The organism is Streptomyces sp. NPDC001292 (genome assembly GCF_042896465.1).
Taxonomy (GTDB): Bacteria; Actinomycetota; Actinomycetes; order Streptomycetales; family Streptomycetaceae; genus Streptomyces.
Genome location: NZ_JBIAXG010000023.1, coordinates 88,184 through 110,605, shown reverse-complemented (window position 1 = coordinate 110,605; position 22,422 = coordinate 88,184). Strand labels below are relative to the sequence as shown.

General features: G+C 68.4%; 18 protein-coding genes and 4 pseudogenes. 10 read left to right on the top strand and 12 right to left on the bottom strand.

The features are described from left to right. Positions 1–117: 117 nt before the first annotated feature. Entirely contained in the window at positions 118–831 is a 714-nt protein-coding gene (locus tag ACFY4A_RS23685) for an IS6 family transposase (protein WP_390831336.1), read from the top strand. 443 nt (positions 832–1,274) lie between these two features. Further along, the gene (locus tag ACFY4A_RS23680) at positions 1,275–1,883 is read left to right on the top strand and encodes a hypothetical protein (protein WP_365429824.1); all 609 of its coding nucleotides are present in this window, start codon (positions 1,275–1,277) and stop codon (positions 1,881–1,883) included. Between the two features lie 97 nt (positions 1,884–1,980). Here the strand turns inward: ACFY4A_RS23680 and ACFY4A_RS23675 are convergent. The 5 genes and pseudogenes from ACFY4A_RS23675 to tap all read right to left on the bottom strand — a co-directional run bounded on the left by ACFY4A_RS23675 (position 1,981) and on the right by tap (position 7,995). Next, positions 1,981–3,218: pseudogene (locus tag ACFY4A_RS23675) on the bottom strand (IS701 family transposase). A gap of 144 nt (positions 3,219–3,362) precedes the next feature. After that, positions 3,363–4,295: an aminoglycoside phosphotransferase family protein gene (locus ACFY4A_RS23670; protein WP_390831335.1), complete on the bottom strand. Its 933-nt coding sequence runs from the start codon at positions 4,293–4,295 to the stop codon at positions 3,363–3,365. A gap of 372 nt (positions 4,296–4,667) precedes the next feature. Then, positions 4,668–4,961 (bottom strand): hypothetical protein, encoded by a 294-nt coding sequence (locus tag ACFY4A_RS23665; protein ID WP_390831334.1) that lies wholly within the window; start codon positions 4,959–4,961, stop codon positions 4,668–4,670. Positions 4,962–5,211: 250 nt separating this feature from the next. Beyond that, positions 5,212–5,745 carry a telomere-protecting terminal protein Tpg gene (gene tpg / locus ACFY4A_RS23660; RefSeq protein WP_390831333.1) on the bottom strand — a complete coding sequence of 178 codons (534 nt, stop codon included), beginning with the start codon at positions 5,743–5,745 and terminating at the stop codon, positions 5,212–5,214. A 12-nt stretch (positions 5,746–5,757) separates the two neighbouring features. Beyond that, positions 5,758–7,995, bottom strand: a pseudogene (gene tap / locus ACFY4A_RS23655) (telomere-associated protein Tap). Between the two features lie 117 nt (positions 7,996–8,112). Between tap and ACFY4A_RS23650 the strand changes: the two are divergent. The 5 genes from ACFY4A_RS23650 to ACFY4A_RS23630 all read left to right on the top strand — a co-directional run bounded on the left by ACFY4A_RS23650 (position 8,113) and on the right by ACFY4A_RS23630 (position 12,601). Next, on the top strand, positions 8,113–8,373 hold the full coding sequence (locus tag ACFY4A_RS23650) for a type II toxin-antitoxin system Phd/YefM family antitoxin (protein WP_390831332.1): 261 nt from the start codon (positions 8,113–8,115) through the stop codon (positions 8,371–8,373). Continuing rightward, positions 8,370–8,615: a type II toxin-antitoxin system RelE/ParE family toxin gene (locus ACFY4A_RS23645; RefSeq protein ID WP_390831331.1), complete on the top strand. Its 246-nt coding sequence runs from the start codon at positions 8,370–8,372 to the stop codon at positions 8,613–8,615. The genes ACFY4A_RS23650 and ACFY4A_RS23645 overlap by 4 nt, the downstream gene beginning before the upstream one ends. A gap of 191 nt (positions 8,616–8,806) precedes the next feature. Continuing rightward, positions 8,807–9,436 carry a hypothetical protein gene (locus ACFY4A_RS23640; RefSeq protein ID WP_390831330.1) on the top strand — a complete coding sequence of 210 codons (630 nt, stop codon included), beginning with the start codon at positions 8,807–8,809 and terminating at the stop codon, positions 9,434–9,436. 547 nt (positions 9,437–9,983) lie between these two features. Beyond that, on the top strand, positions 9,984–11,546 hold the full coding sequence (locus ACFY4A_RS23635) for a SpoIIE family protein phosphatase (RefSeq protein ID WP_390831356.1): 1,563 nt from the start codon (positions 9,984–9,986) through the stop codon (positions 11,544–11,546). A gap of 527 nt (positions 11,547–12,073) precedes the next feature. Beyond that, a complete protein-coding gene (locus tag ACFY4A_RS23630) occupies positions 12,074–12,601 on the top strand; it encodes a DinB family protein (protein ID WP_390831329.1) in 528 nt (175 codons plus the stop codon). Positions 12,602–12,669: 68 nt separating this feature from the next. Here ACFY4A_RS23630 and ACFY4A_RS23625 read toward each other — a convergent pair. The 5 genes and pseudogenes from ACFY4A_RS23625 to ACFY4A_RS23605 all read right to left on the bottom strand — a co-directional run. Then, positions 12,670–12,870: pseudogene (locus ACFY4A_RS23625) on the bottom strand (sensor histidine kinase); the annotation flags it as partial. Between the two features lie 33 nt (positions 12,871–12,903). Next, the gene (locus tag ACFY4A_RS23620; protein WP_390831328.1) at positions 12,904–13,752 is read right to left on the bottom strand and encodes an ABC transporter permease; all 849 of its coding nucleotides are present in this window, start codon (positions 13,750–13,752) and stop codon (positions 12,904–12,906) included. Continuing rightward, positions 13,749–14,720 carry an ATP-binding cassette domain-containing protein gene (locus tag ACFY4A_RS23615; protein WP_390831327.1) on the bottom strand — a complete coding sequence of 324 codons (972 nt, stop codon included), beginning with the start codon at positions 14,718–14,720 and terminating at the stop codon, positions 13,749–13,751. Before ACFY4A_RS23615 ends, ACFY4A_RS23620 begins: the two co-directional genes overlap by 4 nt. A 503-nt stretch (positions 14,721–15,223) precedes the next feature. Then, positions 15,224–15,352, bottom strand: a pseudogene (locus ACFY4A_RS23610) (IS6 family transposase); the annotation flags it as partial. An 88-nt stretch (positions 15,353–15,440) separates the two neighbouring features. Further along, positions 15,441–16,529, bottom strand: a complete 1,089-nt coding sequence (locus ACFY4A_RS23605) for an enoyl-CoA hydratase/isomerase family protein (RefSeq protein WP_390831326.1) — start codon at positions 16,527–16,529, stop codon at positions 15,441–15,443. 22 nt (positions 16,530–16,551) lie between these two features. Here ACFY4A_RS23605 and ACFY4A_RS23600 point away from each other — a divergent pair, with 22 nt between their 5' ends. From ACFY4A_RS23600 to ACFY4A_RS23590, 3 genes are all read left to right on the top strand, one after another. Then, on the top strand, positions 16,552–17,817 hold the full coding sequence (locus tag ACFY4A_RS23600) for a CoA transferase (RefSeq protein WP_390831325.1): 1,266 nt from the start codon (positions 16,552–16,554) through the stop codon (positions 17,815–17,817). A gap of 35 nt (positions 17,818–17,852) precedes the next feature. Next, positions 17,853–19,232: an amidohydrolase family protein gene (locus ACFY4A_RS23595; RefSeq protein WP_390831355.1), complete on the top strand. Its 1,380-nt coding sequence runs from the start codon at positions 17,853–17,855 to the stop codon at positions 19,230–19,232. Between the two features lie 82 nt (positions 19,233–19,314). Then, positions 19,315–19,458 carry a hypothetical protein gene (locus ACFY4A_RS23590; protein ID WP_390831324.1) on the top strand — a complete coding sequence of 48 codons (144 nt, stop codon included), beginning with the start codon at positions 19,315–19,317 and terminating at the stop codon, positions 19,456–19,458. Positions 19,459–19,890: 432 nt separating this feature from the next. Here the strand turns inward: ACFY4A_RS23590 and ACFY4A_RS23585 are convergent, their stop codons facing one another. Further along, positions 19,891–20,745 carry an enoyl-CoA hydratase/isomerase family protein gene (locus tag ACFY4A_RS23585; RefSeq protein ID WP_390831323.1) on the bottom strand — a complete coding sequence of 285 codons (855 nt, stop codon included), beginning with the start codon at positions 20,743–20,745 and terminating at the stop codon, positions 19,891–19,893. Between the two features lie 80 nt (positions 20,746–20,825). Beyond that, on the bottom strand, positions 20,826–22,409 hold the full coding sequence (locus tag ACFY4A_RS23580; protein WP_390831322.1) for an AMP-binding protein: 1,584 nt from the start codon (positions 22,407–22,409) through the stop codon (positions 20,826–20,828). Positions 22,410–22,422 lie beyond the last annotated feature (13 nt).

Genomic DNA, 22,422 nt, shown 5'->3' with positions numbered 1-22,422 from the left:
GGCGTCGGTGAGCCGCATGAGGGCCAGCAACCCGTTGGGGGCGTAGCGAGGGCTCTGTCAGGTTGCCGAAGGGGCGTGGGAGGTTCTTGATGGTGATCGTTGCGGGAGGGGCCGGTCGTGGAGTCCGAGGTGTCGCCGTCGTACAAGGGGTATCGGTTCCCGGCCGAGGTGATCGGTCACGCGGTGTGGCTGTATCACCGTTTCTCACTCTCGTATCGGGAGGTCGAGGAGCTCCTGTTCGAGCGGGGCATCACGGTCTCGTACGAGACGGTCCGTGCCTGGTGCGCGACGTTCGGCCCCGCCTACGCCCGGAACCTGCGTCGCCGCTGGCCCCGCCCGGGCGACAAGTGGCACATGGACGAGGTGTTCATCAAAGTCAACGGGAAGAGGCGGTATCTCTGGCGGGCCGTCGACCAGGACGGCAACGTCCTGGACATTCTGGTGCAGAGCAAGCGTGATGGCCGGGCTGCGAAACGCTTCTTCCGCAAGCTGCTGAAGGATCTTGAGTACGTACCCCGTGTACTCGTCACGGACAAGCTCCGCAGCTACGGCGTCGCCCACCGCGAGGTCATGCCCTCGGTGGAGCACCGCAGCTCGAAGTACTTGAACAACCGTGCAGAGAACAGCCATCAGCCCACGAGGCAGCGCGAGAGGGCTATGAAGAACTTCCGCTCAACGGGTACGGCGCAGAGATTCCTCGCCGCGTTCTCAAGGATCTCGACACTCTTCCGGCCCCGCCGGCATCTAATCACAGCGAGTGACTACCGTGCCGAGATGACCGAACGATTCCGCCTCTGGAAGACCGTCACCGGCGCGGCCGCGCACGCCTGAGCACCGTGCACGGCACGGCACCCGAGCGCCATCAGTACGCCACAACTCACCTGCCACACACGCAACTTGACAAGGCCGTCTCCGTTGTTGCGTTGTCGGACCATCCGGTTGGTTTCCGCTGCGCTCTTCGAGATGCACGACGAATGGATCGCCTTACCTCGCCCCACCTCCCCGAAGGCGATATGGGTGATATCTACCACAAACTCTCTTTTGGTTCCTCCGCGCTACCCAACGCACCGAAATGCAACCGCCAGTTGATCCCCAACACCATGACGAGGGACACTACCTGGCGGATGCGTGTTCCCGACCGAGTGGCACTCGCTTCGGTATCCTCCCGTGCAGGTCATCGGAGGCCATTTACCCAAAGATTACTGGGCAGTTGACCTCAGGGTTTCGTGGTAGCGTCCTTGTTCGGAGGGACAGTGCAACCTGAAAGGGAAATCGTGAACACGGAGAAGATCGCCGCTCGCCGCCTCTCGCTGGAAGAGGTGACGAAGCTCGGCGTGAAGGACAGGCTCTTCGTTTCCGCCGACACGGCAGAACTCAAGCTTCCCGACTGCTATGTCCCTGCTTTTCTGACCAAGTCCGGTGAGAATTTCGAGGGCGGCTCGATCACGGCGAGAACCGTATTCCAGGAAGAGGTCTCCTGCCTTCCCGACGACGAGAATGAAGCCGGAATCTACTTGGCCGACGAGAACGGCTCGGTGACCATCGAGGTCCTCCAGTCCGCCGGTGTCGTGCTGGACCTGGCACTTTTCGTCCCTGGTGGGGACAAGGGGGCCCTCACGGCCCTTTACGCTGCGGCCCGGCAGGCGTTCGGCGCCGACATCGTGCAGATCTGGCGCCAGGGACTCAAGGAGGTTCCCGACGTGAAGGTCGACATCTTCGAGGAGCAGATTCCCCGGGGGCGCAAGGGGAGCGACAGCCCCAAGCGTGACCGTCGCGCGATCGACACCTACCCCACCCGTGCGGACTTCATCGAGTTCTCCGCGGGGTGGAAGCCGGTCGTTGAGATTCACAGGCCGATTGTTGACAACACCCCGACCATCTGAGGCGGCGTTACCTCTCGGTCTCGGCCTGAGGGAACGCCGAGAACGCATGCGCCGGACCCGGTCGCCCCCTTAGTACTCCAGCTGTAGATCGTGATCTTCATGTCTGAGATGCGGCTTGTCGCTGGTAATGGCTGGCGCGTGATCGCTGCTGATGGCGGCGTCGCCAGTCGGACCAGCCGAGTCGGTGGGCGATGTCGTGGAGGGGCTGGACGACGACCGTGATGAACAGGCGCTGGATCTCGTTGCAGGACAACGGGACCAGCGCGTCCGGGGCGGGGGTGCGAGCGTGTTCGTCAGCGCGGACCACGGCCAAGAAGGCGTGGGCGAGCATCGCCAGGGTGACCCAGCGGATCCACGAGGGATACCGGCGGACCTGGTGCTCATCGAGTCCGGCCAGCCCCTTCTCGGATTGAAAGGTCTCCTCGACCCGCCACCTTGATCCCGCGACCCGCACCAGAGTGGTCAACGGCACCGAATCGGGCGAGTAGCAGCGGTAGTAGGCCAGTTCGCCGGTAGTGCGATTGCGGCGGATCAGCAGCTGGTGATGGTCTGGGCGGGGATCGGCAAGACCGATGACGGCCCAGTCGTAGAACCGCTGCCCCTTCGCACCGCGTCCAGCCGAGAGCTTCTGCCAGGCCCGCTTCGGCACCTTCTTCACCAGGGCATCGGCGCGGAACGTGCCTGCGCCGGTGGTCACTTCGGCCGAACAGGCCACCGCGAGGACATAGCCGATGCCGCGTTCTTCCAGAGCCGTGCGCAGTTTCGGGTTGCCGCCGTAGACCTCGTCACCGGTGACCCAGCCCAGTGGTGTCCGGCGTCCAGGAAGCGTTCGATCATCATGCGGGCCAGTTCCGGCTTGGTCGCGAAGACGGTGTCCTCGCCAAGCCCCGCGGCCCGGCAGCGCTCCGGATCGCATGTCCAGGAGCGCGGGATGTACAGCTCCCGGTCCACCGCCGCGTGTCCCCGGGAGCCGGCGTAGACGAGGTAAACGGCGACCTGGGAGTTCTCGATCCGCCCGGCCGTTCCGGTGTACTGGCGCTGGACCCCGACCGTGTGCGTGCCCTTCTTCACATCGCCGGTCTCGTCGACTACCAGCACCGCCGCCTCGTCGTGGAGGTGCTCGACGACGTATTCGCGCACGTCATCGCGGGCGGCGTCGGCATCCCAGGAGGCCCGGCACAACAGATGCTGCATGCCGTGCGGGCTGGCCTCACCGGCCCACTCCGCGATCGTCCAGCAGTTTTTGCGCGGGAGGTCCGACAGCAGGCCGAGCACCAACCGCCCAGCCCGCAGGCGGGGTTCATAGCGGTTGAACCGGCCCGCGATCCGGCTCATGGCCACCTCGAACGCCTCCCGCCATCGAACGGGATCTATGCTGTGGCCTGCGGCCACCGTCTCTTCGTAAGTCCACACAACTCACGATGATCAACGGTGGCCGTACCTGTCTTCGCTCCCGCCCCGGCCCAGCGCGATGACGATCTACGGGCGTTCGGTGAGCAACTCCGCGAGACGGTCAGCGAATTCGGTGAGCCAGTCCAACTGTGGCCCGGCGCGAGCGATGCGGAATCCGTGGCGGCGGCCCCAGAACGCAGCCTGGACGGCATGGAACTGGGCCCAACGCTGGGCGCGTTCGCGATCGACTTCCGCGGCCTCGGCGAAGACGTCCAGAGTGCGGTGGACCGCCTTGCGCAGGTCGTCCGCCTCGAGGAGCGTCAACGCGCGCGACTTGAGGAGCGTGCCGCCGTCGTAAGCGGGATCTCCTGCATATCCCTTGGGATCGACGGCCAGCCATGGCTCACGGTCGGCACGCAGGATGTTCCTGGCGTGGAGGTCACCGTGGATGAGGGTGTCCGGCTGGACGCGGCCCATCTCGCGGACGGTCGCCACGGCGGCGTCCACCACGTAGCGCGACAGTGCGTGCGTCAGTTCCTCAGCGTCCTTGCGTAGCTGCTCCTCCCAGACATTGGCCTGCTCTTTCAGCCGGGGCAGGCCCGGCGGCGCGGGAATGGCCAGCCGGCGGCTGATCCGCCCTGCGACCCTCACAACCTCGTCGCCGTCGTCGACTCCGGCCAGAGTTGACGTATGGACCCGCTCAAGCAGCATTGCGAACCGCTCATCGTCACGCTCGTGCAGCAGGACCGCTCCGCGCCCGCCCCAAGCCGCGAAAGCATCCGGCTCGTGGACGTTGCCAGGGTGCGGAAATGACACCTTCAGCACAGCAGTACCTTCGGCCCGCTGCCGCACGGGGATGATGACCCCGACGCCCCCGTGCATGACCTTCCCGTCCGGCACGCACTCCCAGCGCCCCAGCAGCTCTTCCACGATCCTGGCCAGTCCGCCGAGCCACGCCGCTCCGGGCTCTCCTTCGCGCTCAATCGTGCTCTGCGCGAACGCCTCTGGTATCTCGATCACCCGGGCACCTTACGTGCCGGCCTGACGCCGCCGCCCAAGCCCGAGCCAGCCCCCCCCAGGCAGCCCCCCGACCATGAAGATCACGATCTACAGCTGGAGTATTAGCGGCCCAAGGAGCCGTCGGAAAATAACTCACGAACGCCGAACGCCGTGCCCCTCGATGACCTCGCGAGACAGCCCGCCTGACCAAGATCAAAGCCTGAAGTTATTCTGCGACAGCCCTCAGGGCTTCGGCGTAGTCGAGTGACGCCGCGTTCGGCTTCGCCGGCGCCCTGGTGGACCGCAGCGGCGCGGCGATCGTCTGGCCCCACCGCGCCGCGAGTATTTCCTGGGGGGCTTCCCAGGCCACCCAGTGGCCTGTGCCGGGAATGACTACGCTCCGCAGGTGGGTTCAGAGAAGGGCCGCTCTGCGGCAGCTGTAACACCCGCGAGGGCAAGGGCTCGCCGTACCACGTTCTCCGGCTCGAAGGTGGCGCGCTGCACCTCCTGGAGTGCCGCGGCTGCCTCGAACAGCGGACCCTGCCGCGCCGGTTCCACCTGGACGTGGTCCGCGCCCATCTGGAGCAGACCGAGTGGCACGGGCGCTGCCGCTGGCAGCCGTACGCCCGCGAGCCGGAGCACGCGCACGTTGTCCATCGGTTCCAGCTGGAGTGCAGCGGCTGGCACGCGCCTGGCAACTGGACGAAGGACGTCACGGCGTCTGAGGTGACCGCGCTCGTGCGGGCCTTCGTCGACGCGGCGCTCGCCGCGCAGGAGGGTCGGCCTGCTCCTGGCGCCACCACGGGTATTGGATGACCGGCGTGCGGCGGTGTCGTTGAGCACGGCATCGCGTGCATGAACATCCGACCCCCGCGGATACGCGAGCGAGCCCGGACCGATCGGTCCGGGCTCGCGGGCTGTTCGGGGCCCCCGGCTGCTACAGGTCGAACTCCAGGTGCTCGATGTCGGTGAAGCGGACTTCCTCCAGCTGGCCGGCGCGGCGGCCGTTGTCCTGGAAGTACACCTCCTTGAGCTGCTGTTCGGTGGCGCCGGCTTCCTGGGCGTCGAAGAGGCGGGCGGCGTACTGCGGCGGGAGGGCGACGGTCAGGTGCCGGATGCGGTCCTGGTCCGTCGACCCGATCGGCGCGGTGTAGCCCATGCGGGCACGGGTGTCGATGACGATGCCGCCGGTGGTCGCCGCCTTCTGCCGGGCCTTGGCCCGGATCTGCGGTTGCCATCGCTTCTTCACCTCGCGCTCCAGGCGGGCTGCGAGGTCCGGGCGGGGCTTCTTGATCTGGTCCTTCACGTACCGCTCGACGGTGCGCTGGGAGATGCGCAGCATCTGGGCGACCGCCTTGGTGCTCTTGAGCTGCTTGACCAGGTACCGCATCTGCGCGGGCGCGCTCTTGGGTGCCGGGCGGGTGAACGCCTTCTGCACCGCGGCGTCCAGGCCGTCCCCGAACAGGCTCATTGTCGGCCTCTCCTACTCTCCGTTGTCGACGTCGGTGACGGTGCCGTCCTTGATGTAGCGGGCGAGGTTGAGCTCCGGGGCGTTGAACCGCTCGCGGACCTCTTCGCCCCACAGGACGGACTGGGTGCCCTCGTGCTTGACCAGGCCGGGGTTGATGCCGAGCTTGAAGCCGCCGGGCAGCGGCTTGCCCTCCCGGTAGGGCAGGAAGTCCAGCGGGCTGGTGCCTTCGGCCGCGTAGACGACGCAGTCGGACAGGATCGCGACCGGGTACTGCCCGGTGAACGCCGCGTGCTTCACGATCTTGCGGTGCAGGTTGATCCGGGTGCGGGAGATGACCGCCGCGCGGATGTCCGGCCGTCACGTCGGCCGGGACAGCGCCCGCCACGGCTCACCGGGGCGCCAGCCCTCGCCCCGGGGCCGCTCGCGCAGCTTGCCCAGGCCGCCCTTCACCGTCGCCTTGACCGCCGAGACGACGATCGCCAACTCCGGGTCACGTTCCTTGTAGTCGTCCATCGCCGCGAGGAAGTCGGCCGGCGCCATGTCCGCGTGCACGCCGAGGTCGGCCATCGTGGCGAGGTAAGCATCGCGCAGCCGGTTGTACCAGCCGTCCAGGTAGCGGCCGTTCTCCCGCCGCACCCACCCCTCCAGCGGGCGCACCTCGTAGCCGAGCTCCACCGCGTACGCCACGGTGGGCGTCGCGTACCAGGCCGGCCCCTCCGGACGGTCACCCTTCGGCGTGAACGGGCTGGGCAACAGGCTGCCGTCCAGCTCCACCCACTCCTTGCCGACCTTCACCTTGGACAGGTCGACGTGGGAGAGGTCCACCAGCCACGAGCCGGGCAGCTTCGGGTCGAAGACCGGGTTCGTGACGTGCGTCGGCGCTCCGAGGCCGACGGGCAGGCCGTTGGCGCCCGCCGCGAAGGCCATGTTCACGTCGATGCCGATCAAGTGCCGCAGGGTGCATTCGGCGTCTGTCATCGGCCGCGCCCAGTCGTACGCCTCCTCGAACAGCTTCTCCGCCGGGCCACGGACGTGGAAGCGCGGCAGGTCCTTGAGGAGCGGGTGTCCGTCGGGGGCCTCGCACGGTGCCGGGTCGACCGGGTCCTTGCCCAGGGAGCCGGGGTTGTGCTCGGAGTGCCGCTTGCCGTCGGCGTCCGGCTCGGAGGCACGGGTCGCCGGATGCAGCGCGGTCATCAGCTCCAGGCCGGTCACCGCGGTCGATCCGCGCGGCGTCATCACCCGGGACGCGTACACACCCAGGACGCGGGCGAGTTCGGCTGGCGGGAGCTGCCCGGCCGAGCTCCAGTGCCGGGTGTCCAACGCGTGCCACGACGGGATGCACAACTGCACGCAGGCCCGCTCCGAACCCTGCGCGGGGCGGTAAATCCGCGCCCACGGGCCGAACCCCCGCTTCGTCAGCTTCCAGTCGGCGCGGGCCAGCTGCTTGATGACCTTGTGGTCCTCCGGGATCCGCCCGGCGAGCCGCTCCTCATCCGTGAGCGCGGCCGGGAGGCCGTAACGCTCCAGCGCAGCCTCGGTCAGCACGAGCAGCGGGTCGGCGTCCTTGCCCGGCCCGGACAGCTTTGGCTGACCGAGCCGCGCCTCCTTGAGTGTCCATTCCACCAAGGCCGGGATGCTCTTGGCAGGCACGTCCAGGACCAGGCCCCCGGGGCAGTACGCCAGCACCTGCCCGTCCTCGACGTCGACGACTGCGAGCGGTCCGTTCTCGAAGCGCGGGTCGGTGCCGCCTGCCGGGGTGCCGGCCGGGGCCGCCTTCTTTACGCCCGGGCGGCGCGACGTCGACGTACTCCTGGTGGTGCGCGGCGGACGCGGCGCGGCCTGCGGAGCAGTGGCGGGAGCGGGGGCGGTCTGAGTGTTCTCGTGTGCAGTTATGGCCGCAGCCTCGGAGGCTGGGCCTGCGGACAGAGCCTGTTCTGCCGGGGCGGGCGTGCCGGTGAACGTGGCCGGCACCGGCGCGGCCGTCGACTCCGGCGCAGTCGTGGGTGCGGGGTAGAGCTCCGCGAGCTGCTTGAGCAGCCGGGCGTATGCCTCGCGCTCCGGACCGCGCGGCTCGGTCGGCTTCTTGATCGACTCCCAGCCGGACACCGTGGCCCGGCGCACCTTCAGCGCGGCGGCGACTTCGTCCAGTGTCAGGCCGTGCGCCTGACGCAGCCGCTTGCGCTCCTCCGCGGGCGGCAGCGGAGAGCGGGATGCGATCAGCGCGTCGACCGCGTCGAACAACTCGGACATAAAACACCTCCTGATTACCCCCCCATGAACCGTACACATCACGCACTTTTACCGTACGGATCGCGTACGGAACGTGTTCGATGGCTGAGAAGTGCACACTTCCGTAAGGTAGTGTGCATGACGGAGACGACCTACTCGATCGTGGAAGCCCGCGCCCGCCTGGGCGCCATCGCACGCGAAGTCAGCGCCACCCGCGAACCAGTCGCCATCACCGACCACGGACAGACCGTCGCCATACTGGTCAGCCCCGCCGACGCCCTGGAACTGCAGGAGCTGCGCGCGCTGACCGCCTACCGCACCCGCCAGGCCCGCGGCGAAGACGCCGGCGTCCCGCACGACGAGGCGTACCGGCGTGTGTTCGGCGGAGCTGAGGCGTGAGCTACGAGGTCATCTGGGAGCCCGAGGCCCTCGCCCAGGCGGAGCGGTTCGCCAAGGACGACCCCGACGGGGTACGGCACGTGTTCACCGCCGTCGACCGCCTTGCCGACAACCCCCGCCCCGACGGCGCGTTCGGCAGCGCCGACCTGCTCCGCATCCACATCGGCGCCTACCGCGTCATGTACGAGATCAACGACCAGCAGATCCGCGTCAGTGTCATCCATCTCGGCCGCGTGCGCTGACCAGGCCCGCCCATTCGTGCGCCAGGCCAGGGCCCAGTCACGCCCCTGGGACACCTGTCCTTACGTCAAGCGGCCGTAACCGGGTGTCACGGTCAGGCAGAGGGGCGCCGCCTGGTGCCGCCGCCGCTTCCGTTCAACGGGATCAAGGTTTCCAGATGAGCGCCCTTGACCCAGGAGCCCAGCAGGTCGCGGTGCAGGGCCACGATGTCCTGGCGCAGTGCCAGGGCCTGATGGCGCTGGGCGGCGACCCGAACGACCGGCACACAGAGCTCTATCGGGAGCGTGTCCGGTCTGTGGACCCCCTGCCGGAACTGCTCGACGAAGGACCGATGCCGAAGTTCCGGCACGATCTTTACACCGAGCGCACCGGCAGACGATCACCGCAGGACCGGAGCAGAGTACGGCGCGACTGGCCTCCAACAACGAACTTGATGAGTTCGGCATCGATTCTCGGGATCGACCTGTACGACGAGATTGTGCTGAGGAGCCGAACCTTTGTGCAGGACGGCAAACCCACGGTCTTGGCGCTGAACATGATCCACATGCGGGCCCTCGGCTTCCGGGCCGCTCTGCCGGGGGAGGAGACGTCCTTCAAGCTCACGCCCATGGACGACCGGCGACGGGCTCACCCGCCACGTCCGCGCGTTCGGGAGGATGATCACCGAGGTGACCGGCTCCCGCAGTGGATCGAGGCGGTCCGCGCCGACGACCTGCCGAGTCTCGTTCAGCAGGGCGAGGCTGTCCAGATCGTCCCGCAGCGAGGCCGAAGACGGCGAGCCGGCACCGTGTTGCTCAGCTGCCACTTGGGGTGCGCTGAGTGACGACATGTACCTCGACATACGCCGACACGACCGCCTCGGCGGAGTGATCCACGGGTACCAACACGCTGCTTGACCTGCCCGGACGTGATTCTCGGCACGCACACGGCGGCAACTGGGACAAAGCGCTCTGATGCCGGTGGCGGATGGGGAACTGTCGTGGCAGAGCGATCCCTGGGGGATAACGATCAGCACGCCGGGGGGCTGGTTCACGCTGTGTTCGCCGCCGCGCCCGTGCCCATGGCTGTGGTCGCGCTCGACGGCCCGGAGCCGTCACGGATCGTGCTCGCCTCGCGGAGTTTGGGAGACCTGCTGGGGCGGCGTGAAGAAGAGCTGGTCGGGCAGTGCCTGACCGACCGATCTCGTCCAGCTGCATGCCGGAGAAGTCGATTCGCTGAGAGCGCTGGCTGCAGGTGAGGACGCCTCGGCCATCTGCACGGCGAGGCGGCAGCCGGACGGTGCGGCATTGGCCCTGGAGCTGAAGGCGGAGTGTCTGCCGGGCGAACGCGCTCGTGCCATCGTACAGCTGTATGACGCGACTGAACGCGAGATGGCCGAGCGATCGCTGCGCAAGGACATCCGCTGCCTGCAGGACATCGTGGACCACTCTTCGGCGCTCATCTTTGTCAAGGACGCTCACGGCCGCTACCTGCTCGTCAACAAGCAGTTCGAGCGCAGATACGGTCTCCCGCGCGAGCAGGTGTGCGGAAGGACTGACCTCGACCTTTTTCCCCGTGAAACCGCTCTGGCGTACATGGAGCATGATTCCGAGGTGCTTGCCAAGAATCAGGCGTTCGAGGGAGAGGAGCCCGTGACAGGCATCGGTATGGCCGGTACTTTGCTGTCGCTCAAGTTCCCGCTTCGCGATGCATCGGGGCAGCCATACGCCGTCGGTGCCATTTGCACCGACATCACCGATCGCAAGCGGGCCGAAGCCGCCGCCGAGGAAGCACGCGCCGAAGCGGAGCGGGCCAACGCCGCCCTCACTCTCCAACACAGCCTATTGCCGCAGGGGCTCCCCGAGCAGGTCGCCGTCGAGGTCGCTGGGCGCTATCTGCCGGCCAGCTCGGATGCGGGGGTCGGCGGTGACTGGTTCGACGTGATCCCGCTCTCCGGCGCTCGGGTCGCACTCGTGGTCGGAGATGTGGTCGGCCACGGCATCCATGCGTCCGCCGCCATGGGCCGGCTACGCATGGCTGTGCGCACCCTCGCCGAAGTCGATCTGGCCCCTGATGAGCTGCTTGCGTACCTGGACGACCTGGTCATCCGGCTCAGCACCGGGCCGGAATCCGAAGCCGAGGCGGCCGTCACCGACCTTGGTGCCACGTGCCTGTACGCGATCTACGACCCGGTGTCCGGAAGGTGCTCGATCGCCAGCGCAGGCCACCCCTCACCCGCTCTGAGGAATCCCGACGGCACGGTGGACATTCTGGACCTGCCCGCAGGCCCGCCACTGGGCGTGGGCGGGTTGCCGTTCGAGTCCATCGAACGCGAATTGCCCAAGGGAAGCCTCCTCGCGCTCTACACCGACGGGCTGGTCGAGGCCCGCAACCACGACATCGACGTCGGCATGCAGACCTTGTGCACTGTTCTGGGCGATGCCCTGCCCTCGCTCGAGACGACCTGCGACCGTGTCCTGAAGGCGCTGCTCGCGGAGCGGCGGCCGACCGACGATGTCGCGCTACTCATCGTTCGTACCCGCATGCTGGACGGCGATCAGGTCGCCACGTCGCAGGTCCCCTCTGACCCGGCCGTCGTTGCCCGGGCCCGGTCTTGGGCGACCCATCAGCTCTCCGCATGGCACCTGGACGAGCTGGCCTTCATCACCGAACTGGTCGTGAGCGAGTTGGTGACCAACGCGATACGCCACGCTGCCCCGCCCATCCAGTTGCGACTCATCAGGAACCACAATTTCATCTGCGAGGTCTCCGATGCGAGCAGCACCGCCCCGCACCTGCGCCGGGCCCGCATCCTCGATGAGGGCGGACGCGGACTGATGCTGGTCGCCCAGCTCACCGGGCGCTGGGGCACGAGGTACTCCGGCCTCGGCAAGACCATCTGGGTCGAGCAGTCGCTCCCCGAGGGGGCTGGAGATCTGGGCGGAGACCCCTGACGGCGAGGACGGCCTGCCCGCGCATGGCGGCTGGACCGCGCCGGCAGTCCGGCCAACCTGTATGAGGTCGTGCACCGTCAGTGGCCCGCGACCGCCTTGTGCCCGTCGGCTTCGACGCGTCGGCCCCGCTCGGAGTGCCGCCGCCGAGCGGGCGCGGGACTCGGCGTGGCAGCGACGCCCTCGAAGTGGCGAATCTGCAGACCCAAAGATCGTGGGCGTCTTTCCTCAAAGCGCGACGCTCATCGGTCACCTCGCAGCCCCCGCGGGACGAGCCCGGCCCGGGCGCTTCGTCCTCGTCTCGCCGGTTTGGGCGTGGCTCCGCCATCCGGTCGTGGAGAGTGGCTGTGTCAGTTTGCGAGGGAGTCTTTTGGAGGCGATTTCGGGAGTCACCTCGTAGGGCTCAGCAAGATCAATGTCAGTGAGTTTTGAGTTTTGATGTCACTGGCTCGCTGGGAGATGGGCGAGATTCGTGTTCGTCGCCAGCAGAGACGGTCATGGGCCGCGGCTGCTGCTGCCAGGGTGTGCTCATGAATACGACACCGGATGGACGGCCGATCCCGCCCGCGCATGCCGACGAGCGCGCCATGCTGGAAGCATGGCTGGACTTTCACCGTGCGACTCTCGCCCTGAAGTGTTCGGGCCTCAAAGATGATCAATTACGGCTTGCTGCGGCGTCGCCCTCGTCGATGACGCTGCTCGGTCTTGTTCAGCACATGGCTGAGGTGGAGCGCAACTGGTTCCAGCGTGTATTCGCAGGTCAGGACGTGCCTCCTGTCTTCGGGGAGAACAACGTCGACGGCTTTGCCCTTCAGCCGGAACGTGGGCTCGACGAGGCGATGGCTGCGTGGCAAGCGGAGGTCGCTCGAGGGCGTGAGCTGATCGCTGAAGTATCGCTGGACGACTCAGGCCGCCTGTCCGAACAGGAAGCGGGTCACGTCGCTGATCAGGGAGTCTCCCTGCGCTGGATCATGGTGCACATGATCGAGGAATACGCACGTCACAACGGTCATGCCGACCTCATCCGCGAGCAGATTGACGGAACTACCGGCGCATGAGAGGTGCTTGCGCGGTCGGAAGGACCGCGCCAGCACCCGGCAATCCCTCTCAGCCGGCGGCGGCCTGCTCGGCGCGGGCCGTCGCCTTCCCCGTTGATCACGCCGACCGCGTGTAGCAGGTCCGGCAGACAGAACAGTAGGAACACCAGGACCACCACCGCGGCATCCAGCACCCACGGACGTGCCCGGTCGGCGCGCCGCAGCCGCTGGCCCGCCCGGCCGAGCCGGGCGACCAGCGGCCCCATTGCGCCGAGGTCGTCAGTGGTCATGGAGTTCACCGGACCATGATGCGGTGCCAGTTCTCAGACGTCGCTGCGCACCAGCCGGTACGCCGCCCCGGCCAGCGCCAGTGCCGTCCAGCCGAGGAAGACCACGAGCCCTGCGGCGGGCGACAGGGTGGTCGAGTCGTGGGTCAGGGCGAAGATCGACTCACCGGCGTGGCTCGGGAGGTAGGGGTCGATGTCGCCCTGCCACGAGGTGGGCAGCAGGGAGATCAGTCCGGGTACGAGCATGAGGGCCGCCACCAGGACCGAGATGCCGCTGGCCACGGACCGCAACAGCGCGCCCAGGGCAGTGCCGATCACCCCGACCAGGCCCAGGTAGAGCCCGGCGCCCAGCAGGCTGCGTACGACGCCGGCCTGGCCGAGGCCCATGGCGGCGGGCGTGCCGGACACGATCTGGCTGCCGACGAGGAAGGCGACGAAGGAGCCGACGGTGGCGATCAGCAGCGCTACCAGCCCGTACACCGCCGCCTTGGACCACAGCACGGGCAGTCGGCGCGGCACCGCGGCCATGGTGGAGCGGATCATGCCGGTGGAGTACTCGCCCGCCGTGACCAGCACGCCGAGCACGCCGAGGGCCAGCTGGGCGAAGTTCGTGCCAAAGAGGGACAAGCTCACGGCCGTCGAGGAGGCGAAGCGGTCCATGTGCCGGCCGGAGTCGATTCCGGACTTGTAGCGGCTCGCGGCGATGACGCCGAAGGCGACGAGGAAGAGCAGGCCCAGGCCGAGGGTGATCCAGGTGGAGCGCAGGGACCAGAGTTTGGCCCACTCCGAGGCCAGCACGCGCCGTCCGGTCACCCGGTAGGCGGGCCGGGCGGGCGCGGACCGGGCGGTCTTCGGGGTTTCGGGGGTTGCCGTGAGGGTGCTCATGCCGCGCTCCCGGAGGTGTCGGTGCCGGAGGTATCGGAGGCGGTCGTGGTGCCGGTGCTGGTCGTGGTGCCGTGGTACTCGACGGCGTCCCTGGTCAGTTCCATGAAAGCCTCCTCCAGCGACACCGCCTTCGTGGCCAGCTCGAACAGGGGGATCCCGTGCTCGGCCGCCTTCAGCCCGATCTCGCGGGCGGTCATCCCGGTGACCTGGAGTTCCTCGGAGCCGATGCGGCCGGTGATCTCCACGCCGGGCCCGGCCAGCACGTCCCGCAGCTTCGACGGGTCCTGCGTCGCCACCTGTACGGTGTCGCCGCCGGCCTCGCGGACCAGGTCCCGTACGGTCGTGTCGGCGAGCAGCCGGCCCCGGCCGACGATGATCAGGTGGTCCGCCACCAGCGCGACCTCGCTCATCAGGTGCGAGGAGACGAACACGGTGCGGCCCTCGGCTGCGAGCGCCGTCAGCAGGTTACGGATCCACAGGACGCCCTCTGGGTCGAGGCCGTTGACAGGCTCGTCCAGCATCACCGTCTGCGGATCGCCCAGCAGCGCGGCGGCGATGCCGAGCCGCTGCCCCATGCCGAGGGAAAAGGCACCGGCCCGCTTCTTGGCGACGCTGCCGAGACCGGCGAGTTCGACGACCTCGTCGACCCGGCGGCGCGGAATGCCGTGGGTCAGCGCGAGCGCCCGGAGGTGGTTGTAGGCCGAGCGGCCCGGGTGGATCGACTTCGCCTCCAGCAGCGCCCCGACCTCCTGGAGCGGCGCCTGGTGGCGGGCGTAGTGCCTGCCGTTCACCGTGACGGAGCCGCTGGTCGGCGCGTCCAGCCCGACGATCATGCGCATCGTCGTGGACTTCCCGGCCCCGTTGGGCCCGAGGAAGCCGGTCACCGTCCCGGGCTTCACGGTGAAGTCCAGACCGTCGACGGCTGTCTTCTCCCCGTACCTCTTGGTGAGCTGCTGTGCGTCGATCATTCGCTTTCTCTCTTTCGGACTGCGGCGTCCGGCACGCCTGACGCCTCCTTCGCAACGCTAGGACCGGATGTTGCGAATCCGGTGGTACCGAGGACGGAAGAGTGCCGGGCAGGTAGTACCGGGGTACTACGACCCAGCCCTCGGCCGCGCAGACTGGCGATGGCCGCAGGACGGCCTTCCCCGGCCCGGTTCATGCCCCGGCCGACAGTCCGCAACAGGGGTGATCGCGACCACGACCGTGGGCTGAGCCCGCAAGGCCTCCGCGGCATCAGGACCGAAGCGCCGGGTGAGGTGCTGGGGATGGGTGCGTCAGGGCGTTGTGCGGCGGGGTTCCGGCTTTCGTGCTCAGGAGGGCGCTGTCACGTTGTTGGGTGGGTGGATCTCTGACGGCGGCGCTGTCGCGTTGTTGGGTGTGTGAGTGTCTGATGGCGCTGTCGGGGCGTGGTGGGCTTGCCCTTCGGGCCTGGCCAGGCCGTGGTGGACCGGCCGGCAGCGCCGGTGTCGCCGCGCTCGAGCATCAGCTCCTCGACCTCGTGGAAGCTGAGCGGGAAGCGGAAGTACAGCCACACGCAGTGCGCGATGATCTCCACCGGGTACCGATAGCCCTTGTGCGACGGCGACGCGGACGACACGAGCGAAACTCCCCGGCACGATCAACTCCAAGATCATCCCAGGCCGGTCAGCCAACGTGACAACGCCCCGCCAACCCGAGGCTGCGGTTCAGACGCGGGGCAGGTCGACCGGGCTCAGCTCATCGATCAGTCCCCAGCTCAGCGCCCGGTCGGCAGTGAGGCGGCAACTGGTGAGGACGAGGTAGAGGGTGCGCCAGCGGCCGATACGGCGGGGAATGCTGACTGTGCCTCCGGCGCCCGGGATCAAGCCCATGCGCAACTCGGGCAGGCAGAACAGGGTTGCCGGGTCGGCGACGATCCGGGAGGCGAAGGCGGACAGTTCGATTCCGGCCCCGATGCAACTGCCGTGTACGCGGGCGGTGACCCGGTCTCGCAGCTTGTGCAGCGGTCGGGCGGCGCCACCGTGGATGCGGATCAGGTGAGCGGTAGCCAGGTCGGAGGCAGCTCCGAATTCGCCGAGGTCACCGCCGGAGCAGAAGGAAGGTCCGTTGCCACTCAGGACGACACGGGTAACGGTGTCGTCTAGCAGGGCGAGGTCGAGCGCGGCGACGAGGGCGTCGCGCAGTTCTCGGCCGTAGGCGTTGTGCCGTTCGGGTCGGTTGAGGGTCACGCGCAGCACGTCCTCGTCCCGGTACAGGAGCACGGGTGTGACAGGGGCGGGCGGCGGTGGCGGACGGTGGCCACGTGCGCTCAGCCAGCGGGCGAAGCCGCGTCCGGCCAGTAGGGTGGAGTAGGCGAGCGACTCGGCGTCGAGAGCCTGGCCGACCGTCAGCCGTGGGCCGGTGCGCAGTTGGCGGCCGAGGATGACGGCCGCCTCCGGGTTGTCCGCGGCTGCGCGCCTCAGGGCGTGGGCAGTTGCCTCGGGGTCGTCCACGCCGACCAGGCGGCGATCGGCGCCGTCGGCGGGCGCGAGGGTCAGGTCCAGCGCGTCGAGCAGCTGGGAGGTTGGGTGCGCGTGATCGGCTGACGGGCCAACCGTGCGGGTGAGGCCGACCAGCAGGCGGTCGCACTCTGCGGCCTGCCGCACCGCCTGGCGCAGCGCGGTGCCGTCGGCGGCCGACTGATCCAGGTCGACGATGACCAACGGTTCGTCGACAGCTCCGTCCTCGGTGAGCAGATCCGCCTGGGCCGCCCCTGCGGCCAGGTCCTCGACGCGGATCACAGTTGGAACCAGCACCCTGCCGTTCTACCATCCGGGCATGATCACATGGTCGCCGGAGTCTCCCGCAGAACTGACGGGCGCCTGGGCTCGCAGCGGGGCGATGTGGCTGACCGGCCACCGCACCGGGGCGCCGCTCGTGCCGGTGGGCGAGGCGGCTTCCCTGGCTGCGTGGTTGGCCGCGCACATTGAGCAAGCCGGTGCCGAGGCGGGCCGTCCGGTGCGTGTGGACGGAGGGCGCCTGCTGGCCGAGCGGGCGGCGCTGACCGGCGGCACTCGTCAGGGGCGGGTTTCTGTGGGCGGCGGGTGCCAGCTGCTGCCCACGGCGGACGGCTGGGCGGCGGTGTCCTGTGTACGCCCGGACGATCCGGAGCTGTGGAGCGCGCTGATCGAGCACGAGCTCGACGAGCGGCTGTGGCAGCGGCTGGCCACCTGGCTGGCTGGGCACACCAAGGCCGAGCTGGAGGAGCGGGTGACGCTGCTGGGGCTGGCCGCCGGAACGATACAAGGCCTGCCGGAAGCGGGCACGGCCCGGATGCCGCGGCCGGGTCGGCCCCGCTCGATGCGGGGCATGATGGTCGTGGACTTCAGCGCACTGTGGGCTGGCCCGCTATGCGCGCACCTGCTGGGCCTGGCCGGCGCAGAAGTGATCAAAGTCGAAGTGCCCTCGCGTCCGGACGGCGCGAGATTCGGCAACCAGACCTTTTACGACCTGCTGCACGCCGGGCACCGCGCGGTGGCCCTGGACCCGGCCGATCGCGCCGGGCGGGAGGCACTGCACGCGCTGGTGCGCACCGCGGATGTGGTCATCGAGGCGTCCCGTCCCCGGGCACTGGCCCGGTTCGGCCTGGACGCCCTGGAGGAAGTGGAGCGCGGCTGCACCTGGGTGTCGATCACCGCCTACGGGCGGTCCGTTGACCGCGTGGGGTTCGGCGACGACTTGGCCGTGGCCGGCGGCCTGCTGGCCCGGGACGACCAAGGGGCGCCGACCTTCTGCGGGGATGCCATCGCCGATCCGCTGACCGGTCTCACGGCTGCCGCGCTGACCATGTCCGAACCGGAAGGCAAGGGCGGGGTGCTGTGGGAGGTGGCGATGGCGGATGTCGTGGCGGCGACCGTGCGCGGGCACGCAGCCCCGATGGCGCACGTGGTGCCATCCGGATACGGCAACGGCTGGGAGGTGGACACCGGAAGGGAGCTGGTATCGGTGGCAGCGCCGGTGGCTCGGACACCCACCGGCACCGCGCCCGCTCTAGGCGCGGACACCGGCCTGGTCCTGCGACGGCTCGGGATCGCTGCACCGTGACCGGACTATTGATCCGCGGCGCCGAAGTCGACGGAATGCTATTGGATGTCCGGATCGGCCACGGCCGGGTGCTGGAGACAGGCCGCGCCCTGCCCCGCGCAGGTGGTGCGGAGCAGTTGGTCCGGGCACACGGCGGGGCACTAATACCAGGGTTGGCGGACCATCACCTGCACCTGTTCGCCACTGCGGCCGACCTCGCCTCCACCTCGTGCGACCCCGCCACCGTCCGCGACAAGGAGGGGCTGGCGCGGGCACTGCACCGCGCCAGCCCCGATCGGCACGGCTGGATCCGGGGCGTGCGCTACCACGAGTCCGTCGCGGGAGAGCTGACCGCGGCCCGGTTGGACGCACTGCGCGGCGAGGTGCCAGTGCGGGTACAGCATCGCAGCGGTGCCCTGTGGATGCTCAACTCCCGTGCCGTTGCCGCAGTCAGGCTGGCCACAGCGGATCACCCTGGAGTGGAGCGAGACGCCACCGGCCGCCCGACCGGGCGGCTGTGGCGAGCCGATGCATGGCTGCGAAACCGCCTGCCGCCCGGTGACCCGCCCTCGCTGGCCGGCTTGGGCCGACAACTGGCCCGATACGGAATCACCACCGTCACCGACGCCACCCCGAGCCTGGATGCAGCCACAGTCGCGGCCATCACCAAGGCCATGGCCTGCGGCGAACTGCCACAACGGGTGCACCTGCTCGGCGAACCGCTCAGCAGCCACACCCCGGCCCCCGAACAGCCAGGACCGAAGTCCGGGCCATGGAAGATCGTCCTCGCCGACTCGGCACTGCCCGGCTGCGACGAACTCGCCGAGACCATCGGCACCGCTCACCAGGCCGGTCGTCCGGTCGCCGTGCACTGCGTGACCCGCGAGGCGCTACTACTGCTTCTGGTGGTTCTGGAAGAGGTCGGCACCCTGCCCGGCGACCGGCTGGAACACGCGTCCCTCACGCCCCCCGAAGTCCTCCCCACCCTCCGGCGCCTGGGCCTACGAGTGGTGACCCAGCCGGGCTTCCTCGCCGACCGCGGGGACGACTACCGACATGACACGCCCGCCGACGAGCACGGCGACCTGTACCGCTGCGCCTCCCTGCGCGCGGCCGAAGTGCCGCTGGGTCTATCCAGCGACGCGCCCTACGGGCCGCTCGACCCCTGGGCAGTCATACGAGCCGCCGTACAGCGGCGGACCGGCTCGGGTACGGTGCTCGGGCCCGGCGAACGCCTCACCCCCGCCCAGGCGCTCGAAGGCTATCTCTCCCCCGCGCAGCGGCCTGGGGACCCACCGCGCACCATCCGTCCGGGAGCACCAGCCGACCTAGTACTGCTGCACGCTCCCCTGGCACAGGTACTCGCCTGCCCGGATGCCGAAATGGTACGACTGGTGTTGATCGGTGGAAACCCGGCGCTGTCGACGGTCACGTAATTCCCCACGATCTGCCTGATCAGCGTCACGTGAGTTCCCACCCCCGTGGTCAGGGCGCAAGCTCGGCGGCACTCTGTACTCGGTGCCCTGGAAGCTGATCGGAGGCCGCGTCGATGTCCGCTGCGCCGCCACCATGGTGCAGCTCTTCCGCGAAGGAGAACTGGTCAAGGCCGCAGAGCACTTGAGCAGGGCAAGCGCACCGACAACAACGACTACCCGCCCGTGAAGATCGCTTTCCAGATGAGGACGCCGATCTGGTGCCTCGGTCAGGCATCCCCGGTCGGGGGACCCGGCCGGGAGGTGATCGACCAGCTCCTGGAGGTCGATGCCCGCGACCAGCGCCGCGCCGCCCAGGGGGTCCTGAGACTGCGGAAGAAGCCCTCGGCGGCGTCCACAGACACGGGCAGCAGCCCGATCGGAGCCACCTCCCCAAGGGACAGTGGGCTTCCCCACCTGCACACCTTCGTGAACGGCCTGGATCTCGGCCGCGCCGCCGTCGTAGCGAAGATCGGCGCACGCGGCCAACGGGTCAGCGCTCACGGCAACCTACTCCTGCTACGAGGGGCTTCGGCTGGAACACGAACCTGATCCGGCTCGTCGATGCGAACCGGTCCGCGTGAGGAACGACGTCGATCCCTGCGTGGGAGCACATGGTGGTTCAGGTCGGTTCGTGCTGGTCGACGCCATAGACCGCGCGCCGTGCTGTGCCCGTGTAGTTCATGGCGCTCTGCTCCTCGAAGTCCCGGGCGTAGGCGTTGATCCGGTACTTCGCTTCACGCTTCTCCAGGAACGCGCGGTCTCCTTCGTCGAAGTCGACCGAGTGCATGTGCTCGTCCCAGTACCTCTCCCAGAGTGCCTTGACCTCTGCCGACATCGGCCGGTCGGCATGTTTGCGAAGCAGCTCCCGATGCCGCCGAATGATCGCGGGCGGGAGTACGAGGAGCTTCTGGGCCCATTCCCTGGCCGTGTCGAGGAGTTGGTCGTCCGGGACGACGGCGTTCGCAAGTCCCAGCTCGTACGCTCGCCGACCGCTCATCCGGTAGCCCAGCGCGATCTCCATCGCGGCCGCACGCGGCAGACCCAGGTTCCAACCCAACTCCCACGCGCCCAGAAGGCTGCGCTGAACCTCGGAGAGCTCGAAGACGGCGGACTCGGCGCAAATCACGAGATCGGGGAACGCGAGTGCGAGCAGCATGCCTCCGCCGAACGCGTAGCTGTTCACTGCGGCGATCAGTGGCTTCGCGAGTTGGCTGTAGTAGAACAGGTCAGGCGACGGGAAGCCGGCGTCGTGCGGCCCTTCGGCGTCCCATCGGGTCTCCTTGATGTCCCGGCCGGCGCAGAAGTTGCCCTCACCTGTCAGGATGCCGACCGCCACGTCCGTGTCCTCCTCGAAGGCCTCGTACGCGGCGCGAAGGTCCCTGCACAGTTCGCGACCGAGCGCGTTGCGTCGCTCCGGACGCCGGAGCGTGATGACGGCCATCGGGCCGTCCTTCTCGTATGTCACGTACGCCATGTTCACTCCAATCCAGCAGCTTGTAATGACAAGTTGGCACATGGGTCGGGAGCGGTCAAGGGACGTCGATGACGACGCGCTCAGAGACCGGTCATCGCGCTGAACAGCTGCGATCCGGGGTAGCCGCCACCCCCGTAGTCACGATCGAGTGACTCGTAGTCGATTCCCGCGCCCTTGACGGGCAGCGCCGGAGCGAACTGGATGACGCGCGGGACCTTGTACGCGGCAAGGTGCTGGCGCCCGTGCTGCACGAGCTCTTCGGGAGTTGTCTTCATGTCCGGCTTCACGACGACGATCGCTTTTACCGTCTGCCCGCCGGCGTCGGCGGCCGGAACGCCGATCACGCCGGCGTTCGCCACGGCCGGATGGCGGCGTAGGCAGGCCTCGACTTCGGCGGGGTAGATGTTCTCGATGCCCGACTTGATCAGTCGACCCTTGGGGCCGAGGAACGTGATCGATCCGTCGGTCTCCCTGCGACCGAGGTCGTTCGTCCAGTGCCATCCGTCGTGCTGGCGGAGGCCGTTGAGTTCGGGGCGTCGAAGATAACCGGTCATGATCTGCGGTCCGCGGACCACAATCTCGCCGATTTCGCCGGGTGCGACTTCGCGCCCGTCCTCGCCGAAGAGCCGCAGTTGGGCGACCGGGCTCGGCCGGCCGTGCAGCCCGGCCACATCGGCTGCCGCCGTCGTGATGAGACCGGCGACCTCGGTCTGCCCGTACAGCGAACTGTCGTTCGGACGATGGAACGGGTCGAGCGAGGTCATCGCGCTCCAGTCCGCGTTGCCGGGGCGGGAGCGGAGAGACGAGAGGTCGTGTTTCGCGTCCTTGTTGAACGCGATCACTGCGCTGAGTGTCGGTTCCATGATGAGGGCGCCCATGCACCGGTACCGCTCCACCGCTGCGCAGATCAGCTCAGGATCGGCGCGCGGAACGAACACATTGGTCCCGCCCAGGTGCAGGGTGGCGAGGGTGTTCCACAGCACACCCATGCGGTACATCGGGCCACAGTTGAGATAGACGTACTCGTCGTTGATGCCGGTCCGGTTCGCGATCACCAGCCCGTGCAGCATGATGCCGAGCTGGCTGAGGAGCGCCCCGTTGGGCCGGCCGTCGAATGCGCCCGTGTACATCAGCAGGAGTGGTTCGTTCGGGTCTACGTAGTTTTCCGGGTCATCGGCAGGGGCGTCGGCCAACAGGCCGTCGTAGGAGTCCGCATCGGTGCCGTCGTGCTGTATCCACCTGGCTCCGCCGTCATGGCGTTCCCGAACGGTGACGACCTTTCGCTCGAGCTCGGAGGACTGCCAGAACACGATGCCCGGTTCGACGTCGTCGATGATGAACCTCAACTCGTTCGCTCCCGCCTGCCAGTTCACCGGACACACGACTGCTCCGCACTTTGCCGCTGCCAGGACGCACTCGAGCAAGCGATGCGAGTTCTGGCCGAGCCAGACGACACGGCCACCGCCGGATACGCCTGATGCGCGAAAGACGTTGGCCAGCCGGGTGACTCGGTCGTCCAACTCCGGGTACGTGAGCCGCTCGCCGGCGTCGCTGACAACCGCGGTGTGATGTGGGTAGCTTCGCCGATTCTGTCGGATGACGTCGCCGAAGGTCAGCGAATGGATCAGCCGATGGCCGTCGTCGATACCGGCGTCAGTAGTCATGTCCGGGACTCCC

Excerpts from the sequence above, each read along its gene's own strand:
- ACFY4A_RS23630 (WP_390831329.1), top strand. The coding sequence starts at position 12,074 with ATGAATACGACACCGGATGGACGGCCGATCCCGCCCGCGCATGCCGAC.
- ACFY4A_RS23620 (WP_390831328.1), bottom strand. The coding sequence starts at position 13,752 with ATGAGCACCCTCACGGCAACCCCCGAAACCCCGAAGACCGCCCGGTCC.
- ACFY4A_RS23585 (WP_390831323.1), bottom strand. The coding sequence starts at position 20,745 with ATGGCGTACGTGACATACGAGAAGGACGGCCCGATGGCCGTCATCACG.
- ACFY4A_RS23635 (WP_390831356.1), top strand. The coding sequence starts at position 9,984 with ATGGCCGAGCGATCGCTGCGCAAGGACATCCGCTGCCTGCAGGACATC.
- ACFY4A_RS23600 (WP_390831325.1), top strand. The coding sequence starts at position 16,552 with ATGATCACATGGTCGCCGGAGTCTCCCGCAGAACTGACGGGCGCCTGG.
- ACFY4A_RS23650 (WP_390831332.1), top strand. The coding sequence starts at position 8,113 with ATGACGGAGACGACCTACTCGATCGTGGAAGCCCGCGCCCGCCTGGGC.
- ACFY4A_RS23580 (WP_390831322.1), bottom strand. The coding sequence starts at position 22,409 with ATGACTACTGACGCCGGTATCGACGACGGCCATCGGCTGATCCATTCG.
- ACFY4A_RS23595 (WP_390831355.1), top strand. The coding sequence starts at position 17,853 with ATGCTATTGGATGTCCGGATCGGCCACGGCCGGGTGCTGGAGACAGGC.
- tpg (WP_390831333.1), bottom strand. The coding sequence starts at position 5,745 with ATGAGCCTGTTCGGGGACGGCCTGGACGCCGCGGTGCAGAAGGCGTTC.
- ACFY4A_RS23615 (WP_390831327.1), bottom strand. The coding sequence starts at position 14,720 with ATGATCGACGCACAGCAGCTCACCAAGAGGTACGGGGAGAAGACAGCC.